The organism is Nonomuraea fuscirosea, assembly GCF_003001935.1.
Taxonomy (GTDB): Bacteria; Actinomycetota; Actinomycetes; order Streptosporangiales; family Streptosporangiaceae; genus Nonomuraea; species Nonomuraea fuscirosea.
In genome coordinates this window covers 33,070-51,671 of sequence record NZ_PVNG01000037.1, presented here as the reverse complement: position 1 = coordinate 51,671, position 18,602 = coordinate 33,070, and the positions used below count along the sequence as shown (strand labels likewise).

At 67.5% G+C, this 18,602-nt stretch carries 11 protein-coding genes and 1 pseudogene; 5 read left to right on the top strand and 7 right to left on the bottom strand.

Annotated elements, in window-relative coordinates:
* The first annotated feature begins 206 nt into the window (after window positions 1-206).
* Entirely contained in the window at window positions 207-785 is a 579-nt protein-coding gene (locus B0I32_RS52310; protein ID WP_106252603.1) for an MBL fold metallo-hydrolase, read from the top strand.
* Between the two features lie 1,193 nt (window positions 786-1,978).
* Here B0I32_RS52310 and B0I32_RS52305 read toward each other — a convergent pair.
* The 7 genes and pseudogenes from B0I32_RS52305 to B0I32_RS52280 form a co-directional block, all read right to left on the bottom strand.
* On the bottom strand, window positions 1,979-2,362 hold the full coding sequence (locus tag B0I32_RS52305; protein WP_219912477.1) for a transposase: 384 nt from the start codon (window positions 2,360-2,362) through the stop codon (window positions 1,979-1,981).
* A 146-nt stretch (window positions 2,363-2,508) separates the two neighbouring features.
* Window positions 2,509-2,796, bottom strand: a complete 288-nt coding sequence (locus B0I32_RS60660; RefSeq protein ID WP_245956675.1) for a helix-turn-helix domain-containing protein — start codon at window positions 2,794-2,796, stop codon at window positions 2,509-2,511.
* Window positions 2,797-2,830: 34 nt separating this feature from the next.
* Window positions 2,831-3,055 (bottom strand): annotated as a pseudogene (locus B0I32_RS61900) (helix-turn-helix domain-containing protein); the annotation flags it as partial.
* A 138-nt stretch (window positions 3,056-3,193) separates the two neighbouring features.
* Window positions 3,194-5,059, bottom strand: coding sequence for a DUF5107 domain-containing protein (locus tag B0I32_RS52295; RefSeq protein ID WP_106252602.1), 1,866 nt, complete (start codon window positions 5,057-5,059; stop codon window positions 3,194-3,196).
* 16 nt (window positions 5,060-5,075) lie between these two features.
* Window positions 5,076-5,891, bottom strand: a complete 816-nt coding sequence (locus B0I32_RS52290) for a carbohydrate ABC transporter permease (RefSeq protein WP_106252600.1) — start codon at window positions 5,889-5,891, stop codon at window positions 5,076-5,078.
* Entirely contained in the window at window positions 5,872-6,804 is a 933-nt protein-coding gene (locus B0I32_RS52285; protein WP_106252598.1) for a carbohydrate ABC transporter permease, read from the bottom strand. Before B0I32_RS52285 ends, B0I32_RS52290 begins: the two co-directional genes overlap by 20 nt.
* Window positions 6,804-8,105, bottom strand: a complete 1,302-nt coding sequence (locus tag B0I32_RS52280; RefSeq protein WP_106252597.1) for an ABC transporter substrate-binding protein — start codon at window positions 8,103-8,105, stop codon at window positions 6,804-6,806. The genes B0I32_RS52285 and B0I32_RS52280 overlap by 1 nt, the downstream gene beginning before the upstream one ends.
* Window positions 8,106-8,313: 208 nt before the next feature.
* On the opposite strand from B0I32_RS52280, the gene B0I32_RS52275 reads away from it, so the two are divergent.
* The 4 genes from B0I32_RS52275 to B0I32_RS52255 all read left to right on the top strand — a co-directional run bounded on the left by B0I32_RS52275 (window position 8,314) and on the right by B0I32_RS52255 (window position 17,996).
* A complete protein-coding gene (locus B0I32_RS52275; RefSeq protein ID WP_181308740.1) occupies window positions 8,314-9,498 on the top strand; it encodes an ROK family transcriptional regulator in 1,185 nt (394 codons plus the stop codon).
* Between the two features lie 230 nt (window positions 9,499-9,728).
* On the top strand, window positions 9,729-13,181 hold the full coding sequence (locus tag B0I32_RS52270) for a DUF8189 domain-containing protein (RefSeq protein ID WP_181308738.1): 3,453 nt from the start codon (window positions 9,729-9,731) through the stop codon (window positions 13,179-13,181).
* A gap of 184 nt (window positions 13,182-13,365) precedes the next feature.
* Complete coding sequence (locus B0I32_RS52260) at window positions 13,366-16,479, top strand: discoidin domain-containing protein (RefSeq protein ID WP_146178644.1); 3,114 nt, start codon at window positions 13,366-13,368, stop codon at window positions 16,477-16,479.
* Window positions 16,480-16,550: 71 nt separating this feature from the next.
* Window positions 16,551-17,996: a family 43 glycosylhydrolase gene (locus tag B0I32_RS52255; RefSeq protein WP_106252587.1), complete on the top strand. Its 1,446-nt coding sequence runs from the start codon at window positions 16,551-16,553 to the stop codon at window positions 17,994-17,996.
* The last annotated feature ends 606 nt before the right edge of the window (window positions 17,997-18,602 follow it).

Here is an 18,602-nt window from a genome sequence, read left to right as displayed (position 1 = left end):
CCTGCCTAGCGTCCTGACCGTCGCCCGGACGGCACGACTCTTGCCGTGACCGCGCGGCAACGCCTTGCTTCCTGGTCGGGTCTTCGAGACCTGACACACCTGTCCGGAATGGCGGGAAAAATGCCGATGTAGGCAGAAATGCTACTGTTGCTGCTCGGGCGTGGCCTCCATGCTTTCCTGAGATTGGGAACCTATGGGGGCAACCTATGAATGACCTTCCGGCCGCCAGGACGGCCTCGTACACCGTCCTGTACGAGGGATACGGCAACGACGGCGTGGCAAGCACGGTCGGATATATCGAGGACGGCGATGTCCGCGTGGTGACCGATCCAGGCATGGTCAAGAATCGGTCATTCATCATCGATCCGTTGCGGGCGCTGGGCGTGGAGGCCGAGTCGGTGACCGATGTCGTCTTCAGTCATCATCATCCCGACCACACACTGAACGCGGCGCTGTTCCCGAACGCCAGATTCCATGACCACTGGGCGATCTACTCCGGAGACCAGTGGACCTGGCGGGACGCCGAAGGTTACGAGCTCACGCGGTCGATCAAGCTGATCAGGACACCTGGGCACACCCACGAGGACATCACCACGCTCGCCGGCACTCCTGGCGGGGTAGCGGCCTTCACTCACGTATGGAACGACGCCTCGTCCGCAGGCGACAGGCACGCCGTCGATCTCGACGCCTTGCACCTGGGGCGTCAGCGGGTCTTGGCGGTGGCCGACATCGTGATCCCCGGTCACGGCGCCGCGTTCATCCCCGGTGCCGACACGCCCCGCTAGGGTGATGTGCCGGAAGTTCTGAGTTCAAGGACTCTGCTGGTTTCGGTGGTCGATGGATCAATCCAGCTGAGGTAGTCGGCCAGGTACTTGAGGATTTCGTCGGCGGTCTTGGTCCAGGTGCACGGTCGCGGATCGTCGGTCCAGGTGTCGATCCATGCCTCGATGTCGTTCTCGGGAGCCTTCGCATAAGAGTGGACGCCGCGGCGGATCAGCTTGTCGGTCAGCAGGCCGAACCTTCACTCGACCTGGTTGAGTCAGGAGGAGCCGGTCCGGGGTGAAGTGGACGCGGAAGCGGGGGTGTGTGCCCAGCCACGCCCTGATCTCGGGGGTGCTGCGGGTGGCGTAGATGTCGCACACGGGTGCACGTCCAGCCCGGCCTCGCCGATGGAGGTCAGGGACACGACTTCGGGTTGCGACACTCAAGCTGTCCGAAGGTGAAAGTCGTGGATATGCGACGTAGTAGGACTGTATCCGGCTGCGCGGGTTGTCACGCTCGTGCGGGGCAGGGCAAGAAGCTCCAAGTTTATGCTGGACCATAGGCAGAATGGTGATGCCGATGTTGCTTGATTTGCCCAGGGCTCACGCACTACTGAGAGCCGGTACGCCGGACTATTCGCCGCGAAGGCTGTGCGCTGCCAGCGAATGGTGATTCGAGACGCATAGTAGGAGACGATGTGACGCTAGATCTCATTCTAATATTCGACTGGTATGATGGGCCTACCGAAGGCATTGTCGCGAATGTTCGTGAGAAGCACGCATGGTACTTCAAGGTATGTGCAGAACGCGCAAAAGCCCCCTTTCCTAATGATAGACTCTTTGGCTTGTGGGTTATTCCGGAATCTGACGCGGCCCTACTCGTCGAAGAATTCGGCGGTGTAATGGGAGCACTTTTTTGGCCTACCGAAGGCGGGCTTGGCTCAGAGCCGGCACGCCGAACAGTCGAACATCACCTGCAGCCTCGGGTGAGTAAACCAGATATGATGGCGAGATCTCAAGACTTCGCTGACTCGGTTGAAGTCTGGAGGGTTCTATAGGCGATGGACTGAGCTCTTTCCGTGCGCCCAGCAGGGCAGGAGGTGAACCCGTGACGTAGCGGTGGATCTTGTTGTTCGTCACTCGTCGTCGCTTGCCGATGAATGTCCGGCCCGGGTAGGTGCCAGGAGGATCAGTACAGAGGATGAAAGTTCGGGGTGTCATGTCGATCTCGGGTCCGTGACCAGGCCGGTGTGCGCCAGGAAGGCATTCAACAGATCGGGACGGTACTGCATCTGCTTGAGCCGGCTGTGGATGATCGCGGCGAGGTCGTCGAGCGTGCAGGGAGCCGGGTTGCCCAGCCCGCGTTTGAGGTGCGACCACACGATTTCCATGGGGTTGAGTTCGGGCGCGTAGGTCGGTAAGTAGAACACCGTCAACCACGGGCGCGTGTCGATCAAGCTGCGCATCCGGGCGTCGACGTGACTGTTGACGTTGTCCCAGACCAGCACGATCGGCCCGCCGAGCTGCTGATGGGCGGCGTCCAGCAGACGGGCGTAGTCGGTCTCGTTGAACCCCTTGCGTTCGTTCTTAACGGCGCCGATAGATCATCATGCGGTAGATCAGGCGGGTCCGCTGCCCCGGCTTGAGGCAGAGGAGCCGGCCAGGTTGACGCGTCGGTGGCCCTTGCCGGAGACGGTGACGGTCGGGGTGCATCCACAGCGGGACCAGGTACGGGCCTTCGGCGGCCTCAGCGATTGTCCTGCTTCGTCGGCGAAGCAGATCCACGCGTCCTGATCCCGCGCCGTTGTTCCGCCATCGGCCAGGTGGCCTTCACCCAGGGGGCGATCGCCTCTTCGTCGCGTTCGGCGGCGCGGCACTGGGGGATCTGCCGGCTCCAGCCCAGCCGATGCAGCAGGTAAGAGATCCCGCGTGGGGTGTAGGAGATGTGGGACAACCTGCCGACCAGGACGGTGACACGCGCCAGGGTCCACCGCTGGTCCTCGGTCCACCCCCACACGGCCGGACCGGCGTCCAAGGCGGCCTTCCAACCGCTCTACCTGCGCGGCGTTCAGTCGGCAATGCTGCCCGCCCGGTCCCTTCGACACCAGCGCCTCGGCTCCTGCCGTGCGCCAGGCATGGTGCCAGACATAGGCCGACTTGCGTGAGACCCGCAGCTTCTTGGCCACCTGAGGCGGCGACATGCCCGCGGCGAACAGCCCGGCAGCCTCCAAGCGGACCTGTTCACACTTGGCTCGCGCCGCCGGGGTCAGACCACCACCATCCGGATAACGCATCCCACCGGCATACTCCCGAACCCAGCCGCGAGCACGCAAACACGCCGTGTTACCTCAGCCTTTCAACCGCTGTAGCTCCTGCACGCAAATCGGGCGAATTCAAGGAGAATGCGCAGCGATTCGCGTGAAAGCGCGAACTCACGGTTTCATGCGGAAGTCATACCGCGGGGGGAGTGGCTCATCGGTGCCGAGAGCGCGGTGGCAATCAGCCCACATGTAGTGGAGGGAGTCCTCCCCTTCCCGCAGGTCCGCCACCTCCAGCCCATCGCGCAGGATGACGGCGGCGATCTCGGGCCGTCCCGCCGCGATGGCGGCTCTGCAGCGCAGGAGCTGGATCCGGCCGTGGTCGCGATTCGGCAGCCAGTCGGTCAGGGCCAGCGCCTCCTCGGGACGGTCCGCCTTGAGCAGCGCGGACAGCGTTTCGACCGCCAGTTGGCGGAGGTCGGGCGCCAGCGCCAGCGCGGTCTGGAGCCGATCGGCTGCGGTGGCAGGGTCGCCGGCGATCAGATCGGTCTCGGCCAGGCAGCGGAGAGCCCAGGGATTGTTTCCCGAGGTCCGCCAGGCGGCTCGGGCGCCGACGACATCGCCTTCCGCGTAGCGGAGCAGGCCCAGATGGTAGTGCGCGTGCCAGTCCTTCGCGGTGACCTCGAGCATGCCCAGCCACGGCTGGCCGATCATCGGCGGAGCGGGGACGTCCTGGACGGGCAGCAGGCCGGTCGCCAAGAGGCGCAACCACGGTTGCTGCTCGGCTCCGAGCGTCTCATCTCCGAACGGGGTCGCGTCGTTATGGGGGAGTGCCGACGCTCGCCGTTGCAGCGCTCCCCAGCCGGAGTCTCCGTAGCGGATGTCGGAGGGGGCCAGCCTGGACGTTCGGGCCAGCCACCGGTGCTGCGCCTCCATCGTCGTCTCGGGCAGCAGATCGGCCACCGCCTTTTCCACCGCCTTCCTGGCCTCGTCCCATGGACCGTGGACGACCTGCGGGTCGGCGCGCAGCAGGCCGTACGCCTCCGTCCACGACCAGGTGGAGCCCGCGGGCAGCGGCAGATGCTCGAGTTGGGTGCGAGTGAGTCCCGCCTGGACCTCCAAGTAGTGCGCGTCCGGACCGTTCAGCCATTCCTGCCACCGCTTCCCACCCTGGGAGGTGCCCCAGTGAAAGAGCTTTCGGCCGCTCAACCGGCGGGTGGAGGTGTGGACGAGGCCGCTGCCCGCCTCGTCGAGGGCGGCGATCCAGGGCCGTTCGGCGATGTCGAAGAAGAAGTCGGCGGCCGCCGTGGCCCGGGTCGTGTAGCTGCGGTCGGCGCCGTTCCAGTCGGGGAAGGGCACGTGATGCAGGGTCTCGGCGTAGTCGAAGTGGTAGGCGCGGTCGGCCGGTGCGATCACGCGCACGCCGGGCGCCTCCGGTACGGCGATGTTCGACCACCAGTACGCCGGGACGTCCGTGGCGTGCGGATTGTGCAGGCGTACGTGCACCAAGAGCACGGGGGAGCCCGGTGGGAGCTGCACGTCCAATTGCACGACCAGGCCGCGCATCCGCTCGTACTCCCACATACGCAGGCCCTCGCCCACCCTGGCGGTGTGCAGCGGCGCGCACGTCAACGGCCAGTGCCCGGTCGCGCCGAGGTTCCACTCGACGCCGCCGGAGAACCACGCGTCCCGCAGCGCGAGGTTCGCCGGCTGCAGGATCGGGTTGCGGAACAGCAACTCGCGGCCCGTGGGCCGGTACACCAGTGACCACAACCGCCCGCCGAAGCCTGGCAGGAATGTCGCGGTCAGCCACTCGTTCTCCAGAACGACGCTGTCCACCGGGCGCACCCGGCGATCGCGCCCGTAGTCGTCCTGCATGCCGTACGGCAGCAGGCTGAACGGCTGACCGTAGGCCATGGCGGCGGCCATGGCGGGATCGGCGGCCCTCGTGTCCGCCCGCACCCCGTTGTCCCTCAGGATCGGCAGCGGGCTGGCGGGGCCGGGCTCGGCGACGGGCAGTTCGAGACTGTCTCTTCTCAAGCGATGAGCTCCTTGATCACTTTCCGGCGCCGAGCGTCATGCCTTCGATGATGCGCCGACCGAGCCAGACGTAGAGCAGCAGCATGGGCAGCACGAGGATGGCCACGCCCGCGAAGAGCACGCCATAGTCGGCGCCGCTGTACTGCTGCTTGGCCAGGAATCCGAGCAGCGCGAGCGGCAGCGTCTGCTTGTCGGTGCTCTGCACGAAGACCAGCGCGAGGAATGCCTCGTTCCACAGCCCGATGGCGTTGAGGGTGAACGCGGTGATCAGTCCCGACCGGGCCAGCGGCAGCATGATCGTCCAGAACGTACGCAGCCGCGACGCCCCGTCGATCGCCGCCGCCTCCTCCAGTTCGCCGGGCAGCGAGGCGAAATATCCGGTCAGCAGGAAGACCGTGAACGGCAGCGACACCGCCACGTAGAGCAGGAACAATCCGAACAGATTGTTCACCAAGGACAACCGTTCCATGAGCACGAACAGCGGAATCACGATGACCTGGACCGGGACGCCGATGCCGAGCGCGAAGTAGAGCGTGAGCGAGGCGGCGGCGCGCTCGACGCTGCGACCGAGGGCGTACCCTGCCGGCGCGGCGACGATCACGACCGCCACCGCGGCCGTGGCCACCAGGATCAAGGAGTTGGCCGCGGCCACACCGAAGTCGGCGCTCTGCCATGCCTCGGCGTAGTTGCCCCAGGCGAAACCGGGCCAGTCGAACGGCGTGGCGAAGATCTCACGATGCTCGCGCACCGAGGTGATCAGCATCCAGGCCAGGACGGCAAGGTTGACGGCCACCATCAGCCAGATGGCGCTTCTAGAACTGAATCGGATCACGGCGCATCACCCGGCGGAGCAGGAGGACGAAAACGATGACGGACACCAGAGTGATCACCGCCGAGGCGGAGGCGTACCCGAAGCTGTAGGCGGGCACCCTCCCCCCGAAGGTCTGCCCGTAGATGAACACCGCGGTGTTCCAGGTGTGGATCGGCGGCAGGTCGTTGGAGGTCCCGCCGAAGGCGTAGATGAAGTCGAAGACCTTCAGCGAGGAGATGGTCCAGATGACGGCGGCGGTGGACACCACGTCCCAGCTCAGGGGCATGGTGATGTGCCTGAACTGCTGCAGCGGCCCGGCCCCGTCGAGCTCGGCGGCCTCGTAGAAGTAGCGGGGGATGCGGTCGGTGGCGGCCATGAGGATGGTCACGTAGAAGCCGGTGTTGGTCCAGATCAGTCCGAGGAAGATGACCAGGAACAGATGATCGCCCAGCCAGTTGGGCGCATCGAGGCCCACACCGCCCAGCGCCGCATTGACCAGGCCGTCGGTGGAGAAGAGGAAGCCCCACAGCACTGACAGCACGATCGGCGCGATGATGTTCGGGAAGAAGACCACCGACCGGGCGAACCGGCGGCCGGCCATCGCGCGCATGCCCAGCAGGAGGGCGAAGCTGAGCATGAAGACCAGCAGGCCGCCGGCCAGCAGGATGGCCAGCGTGTTGCGGAAGGCCGCGAGGAATACCTCGTCCTCGAACAGCAGGGTGAAGTTGTCCAGCCCACGCCAGCGCATCTCGGTGACGCCGTCCCACGCGTGCAGGCTCACCCAGAACGAGGCGAGTGTCGGCCCGACGAAGAAGATCGTGTAGAGGATCACCGCCGGCAGGGCGAGGATCAGGAAGGCCCGTCGCCGCTGCCGGGTGATCGTCGGTCCCTGGCCCCGGTGGACCGTGGTGTGCTCTCGGATGAGCACGGCCATCAGGAGTTCTTCTTCCAGAACTCGGCCTGCTTCTCCCCGAGCCTGGTCACGAACTCCGCGGCGGTGATCTTGCCGCTGAGGAACTCCGTGTGCACCGGCTCGAACACCTCGATAGGGTAGGTGCCGAGGGTATCGAGGCCCTCGTAGAAGGGGGTGACGGGCTTGTTGGTCAGTTGCCGGGCGATGTCCGCGAGCTGCTCGGGGGCGGGGATGTCGGGCCGGGTGGTGATGTTGAGCGCGACGGTGGCCAGGCCTTGCATGCGCTCCTTCTTCATGAAGGAGGCGATGAAGCGCTCCGCGGCGGCGGGATGGGCGGCCCGCTTGGGCACCGCGAAACCGATGACGGCGGCCTGCACGGCGCTCATGCCGGGGAAGGGCAGCGCGCGGTACTGGAAGTCCTGCGGGGCGGACTTCTGGGTCTCGCTCGGAGCCCAACTGCCCATGAGCAGGAAGTCGGCCTGACCAGCCGCCCACTTCTCCTGCATGGCCGGGAATTTGCTGCCGAAGGAGCCGGGTGCGAAGTACCCGCCCTTGGCCAGCTTCTCGATCCGCTCCAGGGCCGGCCGCACCTGTGGGCCGCTCCAGGCACCGCCGGTCTTGTCGGCGGCCAGTTCCCTCACCTTGCCGGCGCCCAGCTCGGCGCCCAGGGCGTGGACGGTCCACAACGCCGCGTACGAGCCGATGTCGCCGTCCAGCGCCACCTTGGCCTTGCGGCCGTCGAGCATCGCGATGAAGTCGTCCCATGTCGCCGGCGATGCGGCGGCCAGCTCGGGGTGCTTGGCGCCGTTGTAGAAGATGCCGTAGCCGAGGGCCTCGTACGGCACCAGGAACGGCTTGCCGGCACTGTCGGTGATCAGGTCACGGTAGCGGCCCGGGCCGACCTCGGCCACCGTCTTACCCTCGCCCGGCACTTGCGCGGACATGACCGCGGACAGGTCATGGTGCTGGCCGTTGGCCACCATGGCGCCGCGAACGCTGTTGCCGTCCTGGTCGACCAGATCCGGGACGTCGCCTGAGCGGAGGGCCGGCGTGAGCTTCTGCAAGACCTTACGTCCCTGCCATTCCACCTTGACCTGGATGGCGGTTTCCTTGGTGAAAGCAGTGATGGCCTCCTTGATCACCGTGGCCTGCGGCTCGTTCTCCTCCCACATGCTCCAGTAGGTGATCGTCTCCCCAGGTTCGGGAGCCCCCACCTTGCTGTTCTTGGTGCCCTCGATTCCGCACGCCGAGGCCGTGACGGCGACGGCGGCCAGGATGACCATGGCGCGGGGGAGACGATGCGACACTGACCGACGCATCATGGATCACCTCTATCTGTAGCGGGCCGACGCGAGGTACGGAGGCATCCGGTCACGGGCAGGCCTGGGGCCGATGGATGCAGAGGCGCGGACGACGTTGCGTGCCTCTCGCCGTGGCCGAGAGAGGTGGCGCGCCGGGCGTTGTGAGGAGGATCGCATGGAAGGTCGGACAGAATCAATACCGAAGAACTCCTTCGATAATATGGCAGATATGGTAACCAACGGGGCAGATCTCGGGCGGTTGCGGCGGATCAACGAGCTGGCGGTCATCGCGGCCGTCCGGGAGTCCGGCGACCTGCGGGTGGCACAGATCGCCGAGCGCATCGGCATCGCCCGGACATCGGTCGGCGAGGTGGTCCGGGGGCTGGTGGGCCACGGCTGGCTGGAGGAGAAGGTGCCCGTGGCCACCGGGCGCGGTCGCCCGGCGCACCGCTATCGCTTCCGCGCCGATGCCGGATACGTGCTGGGCCTCGACATCGGCGCGCACAGCGTGCGGGCCGTGCTCGCCGACCTCGACGGCACGCTGCTGACGACGGTACGCCACCTCACCGCCCCATCCCTGGCGCGCGAGGAGCGGTTGCGGGCCATCGGCCGGACCGTGACCGACTGCCTGCGCCAGGGCGGGATCACCCCGGGGCAGGTGTGGATGACCGTCGCCGCCAGTACCGGGTGGATCGATCGCGACGGCCAGATCCTCATGTCCGGCTCGATCCCCGACTGGGCGGGCGTCGACCTCACCGGGCACCTGCGAGCCCTGCTCGGCGTCCCCGCGGTGGTGGAGAACGACAGCCGCCTGGCCGCGCTGGCCGAGCACCGACGCGGGGCCGGCCAGGGGGTCCGCGACCTCGTCCTGCTCCAGGCCGGCCGCCGTACGGGCCTTGGCCTGCTCATCGACGGCCGTCTGCACTGCGGCTTCGGCTATGTGGCCGGTGACCTGTCGATGCACCGCGCGCTCAAGTGGGAGCCGGCGATCGAATACCTCCTGCTCTGCGACGCCGTGCCAAGCACGGGACGGACCGGCGACGCGGTCGCCGACGTGCTGGTCGCCGCGGCCGAGGGGCACACGGGGGCGCTGGTGGCGGTGCGCCGCTACGTCCGTGAGATGGCCATCGCCGCGGCCGCCGTCGCCTCGATCCTCGACCCGGAGCTCATCGTGCTCGGCGGCTCGATGTCGCAGCACGCCGACCTGCTGCTGCCACTGCTGAGAAGCGAGCTGGACCTGCTGTGCCTGCGCACGCCTGACCTGCGAGGTTCCAGTCTCGGCGCCGATTCCGCTGCCCTAGGAGCAGTGTGTCTCGCATTGGAGCATCTCTTCGCCGCCCTACTCACCGAGCAGGGCGGCCCTCTCGGCCCACTTCGGCGCCCGCGAGAGCCCGGAGTCACATCTCACGCTTGACTCCCTCTCGACGGCGGAGGTTAATGTAAGGACTCCGTCTATAAAGGCGTATGAGAGGGGCCGGTATGTCCGGTTCACTTGATCGTTCCACACCCCCCAACCACCCCACTCGCCGACAATTCGTGGCAGGCTTCGCGGCCGCGAGCGTCACCTTTCCGCTTCTGCCCGCGGATTCAGCGCGGGCGGCGCTGGCCAGTCTGACCGTCTGGCTGCCTGCGTCCACTGACAAGGTGCGTCGTGACCGGGCGATCCCGGCCGATCGCGGTGCACGGATCTCCTTACAGGCGGCGCGCAACGAATACGAGTCCGGCCAGATCATTGTGCGCACCGCAGCCGGAAGCGCCCAGGTGGGCGTCTCCAGCACGGCGTTGACCGGGCCGGGGGGCGCCACCATCCCCAGTTCACTGATCACGTTCTATGAGCAACGCTACGTCGAGGTGCCCCGGTCGGAGGACAACCCGAAGTATTTCGCCGGCTGGTATCCCGACGCCCTCGTGCCTCTCACCTCCGGTGCGACCGTCACGGCGACCGCCTCACAGAACGCCGCCGTCTGGTTCACCGTCAAGATCCCCGAAGGGCAGGCGCCCGGCGTCTACTCCGGCACCATTACGCTGACAGGCGGCGACGCACCGGTCACGATCCCGCTCAGCATGGACGTGTGGAACTTCGAGGTCCCTGACGCGCCCAGCTTCGACACCTCGTGCGCCATCTGGTACCCGCAGGTCGGCGCCGCCCACGGGCTCACCTGGGGCACGGCCGCCTACGACCGGATGATGCGCACGTACTGGGATTTCCAGGCCGGGTTCCGCCTGGCGGGCGCCGACATCCCCATTCGCGGCAACCCGGGCCCACCCGTGCCCGGCTACCCGCCCGGCCCCGGGCCGGACCCTGATCCCGCGGCGTTCCTGGCCCATGCCGAGGAGTACCTGACCGACCCGCGCATCCGCAAGTACCGCATCCCGCTCTACACCACGGGCGACAACAACCGCGGATTCCAGACCGACACCGCCAAGCTGCGGCAGGTCGTGGCAGGGTTGCAAGGGCTGGGGCTGCTGGATCGCGGGTTCTTCTACTACGCCGACGAGCCGACGGAGGATGTGCACTACCAGCACGTCAAGAACCTCTTCGCGCTCGTGGACACGATCGCCCCGGACGTGCCGCACGTCCTGACCCTCACCGGGCCGCCCCGCCAGGACCTGCTCGACTTCGTCCGGGCATGGGCCTTCGTCGTCACCGCGCCTAAACCCGAGTTGCCCAACCTCGTCCAGGCGCTACGGGCCCGCGGCGATCTGGTCTGGTGGTACACGGCTTGGGGCCACAACTTCCCGACGCCGAGCGTGTTCATCCACGACAGCCTCGTCGGCACCCGCCTTTTGCCGTGGATCCAGAAGTACATGGGCATCGAAGGCTACCTGTTCTGGTCAACCACGGTGTTCGGCACCTACGACGGCACCGACTACTACCGATCCACCCAGAACTGGCAGGATCGCTGGACCAACCCCAACCCGCTGTGGGACTTCTCCGGTGACGGATACTTCCTCTACCCCGGCAGGCAGGTGGGCGTCGACGGCCCCATCGGCTCCATCCGCCTGCACGGCCTGCGGGAGGGCTTCGAGGACGCCGAGTACCTCGTTCACTATGAGAAGCGCGCCGCCGCCGTAGCCGAGCAGTGGAACGTCACCTTCGACGCCAAGACCGCCCTGCGCTCCTACCACGACGTCCTGCACGACTGGCTGGAGCCCTACCAGGACGATCCCGCACTGTTCGGTCGCATCAGGGCGCAGGTCGGCGCCGAGGTCGCGCAACTGCACGGCGACGCGCCGACGCTCGTCCACATCGGCAGGCCCACGGCGCACCACGTCCCCGTGACTGTTCACATCGCGCGGGGCGCGACACTCAGCGTCGATGGCGTGACACGGGCCCGGACCGGCGGTAATGCCGCCGCGGACAGCTACGAGCTGATCCTCGATCTCACCCAAGGCAGGAAGGACGTGTCGTTCTCCGTGTCGGCGAACGGTGTCTCCAACCGGTTCACCCGGACGATCCAGGTGAACCCGGTCGCCACCCCGCACGAGATCATCATCAACAGCTTCGAGTCCGACGCCGACGTCGGCCGCGTCAAGCCGACCAACGTGACGGTCACCCGCTCTGACCAGCACGCCTCGGCGGGCCGCTCGTCGGCACGCATGGTGTTCGCCGCGAACGCCGACAACGCCGGCGCGTTCTTCTACACCCTGCACGCCGACCACCCCGAGTGGTCCATCGGCCGCAACGACTGGTCGACGTTCGATGCGGTGGAGATGGACGTCTACAACGACAGTGACGACCTCGTCGTCATGCAGCTCAACTTCTACGACCCCGTCCACTTCGGCGGCGACAACCCCTTCTACCTGTCGCCGCGCAAGAGTCACGCGGTGCGCGTACCGCTCACCAACTTGCCGAACAACCTGGCCGAGATCACCTCGATGGAGCTGCGGGCACCCCGCCGTGCTCAGCCGCTCACCTTGTACGTGGACAACGTGCGCTTCACCCGCAGCCGCACGGGCCTCCCATCGCCCGGAACCTGGTTACGACAGGACGGCCGGCGTCGGCCGGCCCTGCACGTGGCCAGAACCGACGGCGGCATCGCGATGGCCCGGCAGGCGGGAGCCGATCCGGCGGTCTGGGAGTTCACCAACGCCTCCGACGAGGGCCTGCGCGGACCCGTGACCGGCACGGTGGCCTCGGCACTCGACCCGGGGGCCCGGCTGAACCTCATCGCCGCCACCGGCGCCGGCCAGCCCCTCCAGTGGAGCCGCGAGCAGACGCCGGGGGGCACCTGGCGGCGCTGGCTCCTCGACCTGACACCCGACAACGGCACCCGGCCCAGCCTCACCGGTCACCCGGCCGCCGCGTTGGACATCAACGGCCGGCTCACCTACTGCTCCCGCACGACGGACGGCTTCCTCGTCCTCGGCCGGCAGGACGCGCCCGGCAGCGAGACGTGGCGATCGACCTACCTCACGAGTATCCGCGACGGTGGCAGGGTCAGAGTCACCGGCGATCCCGCCCTCGTCCAGGACCCGAGCGGCAAGCTGACATTCTTCGCGCAGAGCACGGGCGGTCAACTCCTGCACGGCTGGCAGCTCACGCCGGGTGACGCACAGTGGAACACCGACTTCCTCCACCAGAACGGGACCGGTGCGGCGGCCGTCATCGCCGGTCTGCCCGCGGTCTCGCAGACCATCGCGGGACGGCTCACCTTCCACGCCCGCGACACCAGCGGCCGGATGGTGCACGGCTGGCAGTCGACGCCCGGCAACGGCCCGTGGCGCTGGGATTTCCTGCCGCTGACGACGAACGTCGACGACGGCGGCAGCCACGTCACCGTCACGATCGCCGGGAACCCGGCCGTGACGCTGGACCCCAGCGGGCGCCTGGTGTATTTCGCCAGGACGACCGACGGCCGGGTGTTCCACAGCTGGCAGCGCCACCCCGACGAGGGGCCCTGGGACGCCACGCTCATCCGGGTGGCCGGCTCGCCGATCACCGTGGCCGGCGACGGAGCCGCCGCCCAGGACGCCACCGGCAGAGTGCACTACTTCGCCCGTACGGCCGCCGGTGCGCTGCGCCACGCCTGGCAGGACGCCCCCGGTCTCGGCCCCTGGCACGCCGCCGAACTCGGCAGCGGCATCGCCCTCTGACCACCATCCCGCAGCCTCTCCAGGAGGCACGAGGCCAAGCCGTCCTCCGCACAAGCCACGAAAGGGAACCCCATTGAAACGTTTCACTATATTAGCGGGACTGGTCTGCCTGCTGATCCCGCTTCTGCCTGCCGCTGTTCAAGCCGCAGTACCCGTCGCCTGGGTGCAGAACTCCGCTGATCACGTGTTCTCCACTAGCACCGCGCCCGCACACCCCGCGACCTCGATCACCTTGTACGCGGCCCGGGGAGAATACGAGGCGGCACAGGTCCTGTACCGGCCGGCCTCGGCGGCAACCGGCGTTTCCTTGAACGCCACCGCGCTGAGCGGGCCCGGAGGCGCGAGCATCCCGGTGAGCGAGATCACCGTCAGGCGGCAGTACAACCATCCGAACGTCGTCATGCATGGGGACGGCATCTGGCTGAAGGAATACGAGGTGCCGCCCGCTGGTGGTACGTCCTTCTATGACGCGCTCGTCGACAACACGCCGATCTCGGTGAATGTGGGTTACGCCCAGGCCTACCATTACAGCGTGCACGTCCCGGCAGGGCAGCCCGCCGGGGTCTACACCGGCTCGGTCACGGTCAAGAGCAGTGCTGGTGACGTCCCTATCCCGGTCACGGTGCGCGTCTACCCGGTGACCGTGCCGCCTGCCAACCAATCGACGTTGAAGCAGAACAACTGGTTCGCTTCGGTCGGGTGGGACTACAAGGGCGCGGAGCTGGCCATCCCCGAGCAGTACGCCAACGCCGCGGCCTACAGCCCCAACTGGTGGAAGGTCATCGCGTCCTTCGCCAGGAACCAGGCCAAGCACCGCAACAACGTCATCTACGCCGACTTCCAAGCACTGCTGATCCCCGACACCACGATCGACGCGGCCGGCAACTACAGCTTCGGCTGGGCGACGTTCGACCGGTTCGTGGAGCTGTTCGAGGACGCCGGCGCCATGCAGTACATCTACACGCCGACCCTCCTGGAGCCGCACCCCAACAGAGACATCGGCGGCAAGCGCCCGCAACTGGAGATGCTCAAGCGAGGGTCTGATGGCAAGCCGCAGAAGGTACTGGTCGATCCGAACACTCCTGAGACCACCGCTTACCTCAACAAGCTCTTTCCCGCGCTGAAGGCGCACCTGGACGCCAAGGGCTGGACCGACAAGTTCTACATGAGCGCGCTCGACGAACCCACGGAGACGGCCCAGGTCACCGCCGCCACGTGGTTCTACGACATCTACACCACCTACTTCCCCGACCCGCTGACCAACGAGGCGCACGGCTACACCTTCCTCCCGGGCGCGGCCGACAACATCACCACCTTCACGCCGTACACCGACAACTACGAAGACCACACCGGCTACTGGCAGGCCCAGCGGCTCAAGGGCAAGGAGTTGTGGCTCTACGTCTGCATCGTGCCGCAGGACTACCAGGTGAACCGGCTCATCGGCATGCACCTGGCCAAGTCGCGGTTGCTGCCCTGGCTGGTCTGGAAGATCGGGGGCACGGGCTTCCAGCACTGGGGCTGGAATTACTGGGCGTACAAGCCCGACGACGTCTTCCGCGGCTACGACACCTTCGACGGCCCGCAGAACGGCGACAGCTACATCGTCCGGCCCGACAAGGCGCGCTACGACGTCTACGATAGCGTGCGCAGCGAGACCCAGCTCGACGGTGCGGAGGATTACGAGCTGCTCAACCAGCTCGCGGCCGTCAAGCCTGTGACGGCGCGGGCGATCGCCGACACGGTGATCACTGATATCGCGACCTTCGAACGGTCGGGCCAGGCGGTGACCGAGCGGCACAAGCAGATCCTGGACGCGCTCGCCTCGGCCGACGCCGAGTCGCAGTTCCCGTACACCGACGACTTCTCCGACGCCTCGTCCGCCAAGAACTGGCTCGTCCCGATCAATCGCGCCAGCGGTCAGCAGGAGAGCTCCTGGTCGGTCTCCGGTGGAGAGTTCGTGCAGCCCCAGGCTGGCGCTGGCTGGGACAAGGCCGTCGTCAACCTCAAAGGCCGCGCCTATCGAGACGTAGCGGCCTCCGTCGACCTCAGGATCACCGGCGTGAGCGCCACCGGCGGCCAGGAAAACTGGGCAGGGTTGATGGTCCGCAACTTCAGCGGCACCGAGATGGACACCGGATACCTCGTCGCCCAGCGCAACAACGGCGAGGTCTTCATCGTCCGCAGCGAGACCACGCTGGCCAGGGCCAGTGTTCCGGGCTACGTTCCCGGGCAACGGTCCAGGTTGCGCGTCGTCGCCAGAGGGGACACGATCACCGTGTACGCGGGCGCCAACGCCGCCCCGCTGCTGACCGTGACCGACAAGGCCTACCAAGCCGGCGACATCGCCCTGATCACCGGGGGCGCGGCCGCCCGCTTTGACAACGTCAAGGTCAACCCGGAGACCAACCCGGCCGAGGGCCGCGCGGTCGCCGCGACCAGCTCCTACGACGGCGACGGCTGGAGTCCCCAGGGTGTCGTCGACGGCGAGCGCGGCTCGGTCACAGGCAGGATGGGCTGGAGCAGCCATTCCAACCTGACCACCGACCACACCGAGTCGATCACCGTGGACCTAGGGTCCACCAAGCCGATCAGCCGGGTGGATCTGTATCCGCGGGGCGACACCGGCAACATCGGGCAGGGCTTTCCCGTGGACTTCACCGTCCAGGTGTCGGCTGACAGGTCCACCTGGACGACCGTGGCCACGCGTACGGGCTTCGCCACACCCGGTACGGGCGCGCAGACGTTCCCGTTCCCGACGACCGATGTGCGCTACGTGAAGGTCGAGGGTACCAAGCTGGGTCGTGACCCGAATGGCCACTACCGGATGCAGTTCGCCGAGATCGAGGTGGCGGGAGGCAATCTCGCCGCGGGCCGGGCGGTCAGCACGAGCAGCTCCTACGAAGGTGACGGATGGTCCCGGACCGCCCTCACCGATGGCCAGACGCGCTCGGCGCCGGGCTACTCCATGGGCTGGAGCAGCCACGGCGCGTCCACCGCGAACGCCACGGTGGACCTCGCCGGACCCACGCGTTTCACCTCGGTGGTCCTGCGCCCGCGCTCGGACGGCGAGGCCCTGGGGGCCGGGTTCCCAGTCGACTACACCCTCCAGGTGTCGGCCGACAACGTCACCTGGAGCACAGTGGCGACCAAGGCCGGCCAGGCGCGGCCCGGGATCTCCGGCGAAACCCTGTCCTTCGCCCCGGTCACCGCACGCTACGTCCGGATAGCCGCGACGAAGCTGTCCGCCGACCCGGTCGGTGACCCGCGGCTGCAGCTCGCCGAGCTGGAAGTCCGCTGAACATCGTCCGGCCGGGGACGCGGGCGCCGGCCCGCGTCCCCGGCCGGACATCCCCTGCGCGAAGGAGAATCATGGGCCTCTCATCGCGAACGGCGGCGGCCTGGACGGCCCTCTGCCTGCTGCTGTCTTCGCTGTCTGTCACATCCGCAGCCGCCGCAGAGCGGCCCGGCCAGGGCGCCGCGTCCGCCGCCCAGACCTTCCGCAACCCGCTGAACCCCAGCGCCGACCCCAGCCTTCTCTACCACGAAGGCTCCTACTACCTGGCCACCACCCGCGGGGACCGGATCGGCATCTGGAAGTCACCCACCCTGGCCACCCTGCTGGCCGCGCCCGAACACGTGGTCTGGCAGGACACCGACCCGTCACGCAATACCCAGATATGGGCGCCCGCCTTCCGGCAGGTCGGCTCGCGCTGGTACGTCTACTACACCGCCTCCGACGGCGTGGACGCCAACCACCGCATGTACGTCCTGGAGTCGGCCGGGAACGACCCGATGGGCCCGTACACGTTCAAGGCCAAGATCGCCGACTTCGGTGAGTATGCGATCGACGGGGAGCCCATCACCCACAACGGGCAGCAGTATTTCGTCTGGGCCGGCCCCGGGCGCGGCATGGGCGGGCCGGCACAGCTGTACATCGCCCGGATGAGCGACCCGTGGTCGATCACCGGCGGCCGGGTCGCGATCCCCGCCGACGGCGGCTGCACCGAGGTACGTGAGGGCCCCACCCCGCTTTACCGCAACGGCAGGACCTTTCTCACCTACTCCGCCTGCGACACCGCCAAGCCCGACTACCAGTTGTGGATGAAGAGCATCGCCAACGGGGCAGATCCGATGGTGCCCGCCAACTGGACGCAGCATCCCGGGCCGGTGTTCTGGCGCGACGACGCGGCCGGCGTATGGGGACCCGGCCACCACTCCTTCTTCCGCTCACCCGACGGCACCGAGGACTGGATCGCCTACCACGGCAAGAACACCAGCGCCTACACTTACTCCTTCCGTACGACCCGGGTGCAGAAGTTCACCTGGAACGCCGACGGCACTCCGAACTTCGGCCGCCCCCTCTCCGCCGGGACCACCCAGGCCCTACCCTCGGGCGACCCGGGAGCGCCCACTACGGTGATCAACGATTTCGACCTGGGAACCGGCCAGAACCAGGTCCAACTCGCCGGCACGTGGCAGTCCGGCTCCGGCTGCGGGAACCAGTGCTTCCAGGGCAACGATCACTGGAGCGGGCGCGCGGGAGCGACCGCGACGATCCGCTTCACCGGCACGCAGGTGGCCCTGCTCAGCGTGCGCGACTGGGGCAACGGCATCGCGGCGATCTCCATCGACGACGGCCCCGAACAGCACCTGGACTACTACAGCGGTATCCGCGTCGGCGAGGAGCTCAACTACCTGAGCCCCGCCCTACCGGCGGGGCCGCACACGTTGCGCGTTCGGGTGACCGGTAGTCGCAACCCCGCCTCCGGCAGCACCGTGATCAGCCTCGATCGCATCGAGGTGTACGGCGGATGACAGCGGATGGCAACGGCCGGCGGACTCTAGGGAAAGGTGGCAGAAACAGCACGCAGAATGGCGGGAGCAAGACTGGAGGTTCCTCGCGCAAGCTGTGATCATACAGGGGTGGTGCAATGTCGGCCGGGCGGGCACGACGGCTCGGCTCCTCAGCTCCTCAGCCTCTCAGGGTCGAACCGCCGCCCGGCTGGCAATGTCACACCCGCGGTCCGCTCCGCGCTGGTTCCTGCCCACCCGCTTCGTGATCTTCGCGGCCCCGTCACACGAGAAGTTCAGGTGACATATCGGCAAGATAGCGGGCGGCAGGCCGGACTTGTGAGTTCCTGGGCGGCAGGTGTTCTCACCCTTGTGGCGAGCGCCGTGGCCGCCCCGGCATTTGTGGCCACAGCGGAAGCGCCGGGCGCTTCCCGGGAGAGGATCCGGCTCGCCGGCGCGGTCGCCCCCGCTTCGTCCCCCGCCCGTTCCCCAGCACCTGTGTCGTCGACGACTCCCGGGACGCTTCCTCTCTTGATCTCGTCTCCAGCCTCCCCTCCCGCGAGGACGAGCCCGTCCGGCGCGGAACCCAGCCCGACGTGGACGGGCAAGCCGGGGACGAAGGTCTACTAC

What these genes read in the sequence shown, in the direction of transcription:
- B0I32_RS52310 (WP_106252603.1), top strand. Translation starts at nt 207, where the DNA reads ATGAATGACCTTCCGGCCGCCAGGACGGCCTCGTACACCGTCCTGTAC.
- B0I32_RS52285 (WP_106252598.1), bottom strand. Translation starts at nt 6,804, where the DNA reads ATGGCCGTGCTCATCCGAGAGCACACCACGGTCCACCGGGGCCAGGGA.
- B0I32_RS52280 (WP_106252597.1), bottom strand. Translation starts at nt 8,105, where the DNA reads ATGATGCGTCGGTCAGTGTCGCATCGTCTCCCCCGCGCCATGGTCATC.
- B0I32_RS52275 (WP_181308740.1), top strand. Translation starts at nt 8,314, where the DNA reads ATGGTAACCAACGGGGCAGATCTCGGGCGGTTGCGGCGGATCAACGAG.
- B0I32_RS52255 (WP_106252587.1), top strand. Translation starts at nt 16,551, where the DNA reads ATGGGCCTCTCATCGCGAACGGCGGCGGCCTGGACGGCCCTCTGCCTG.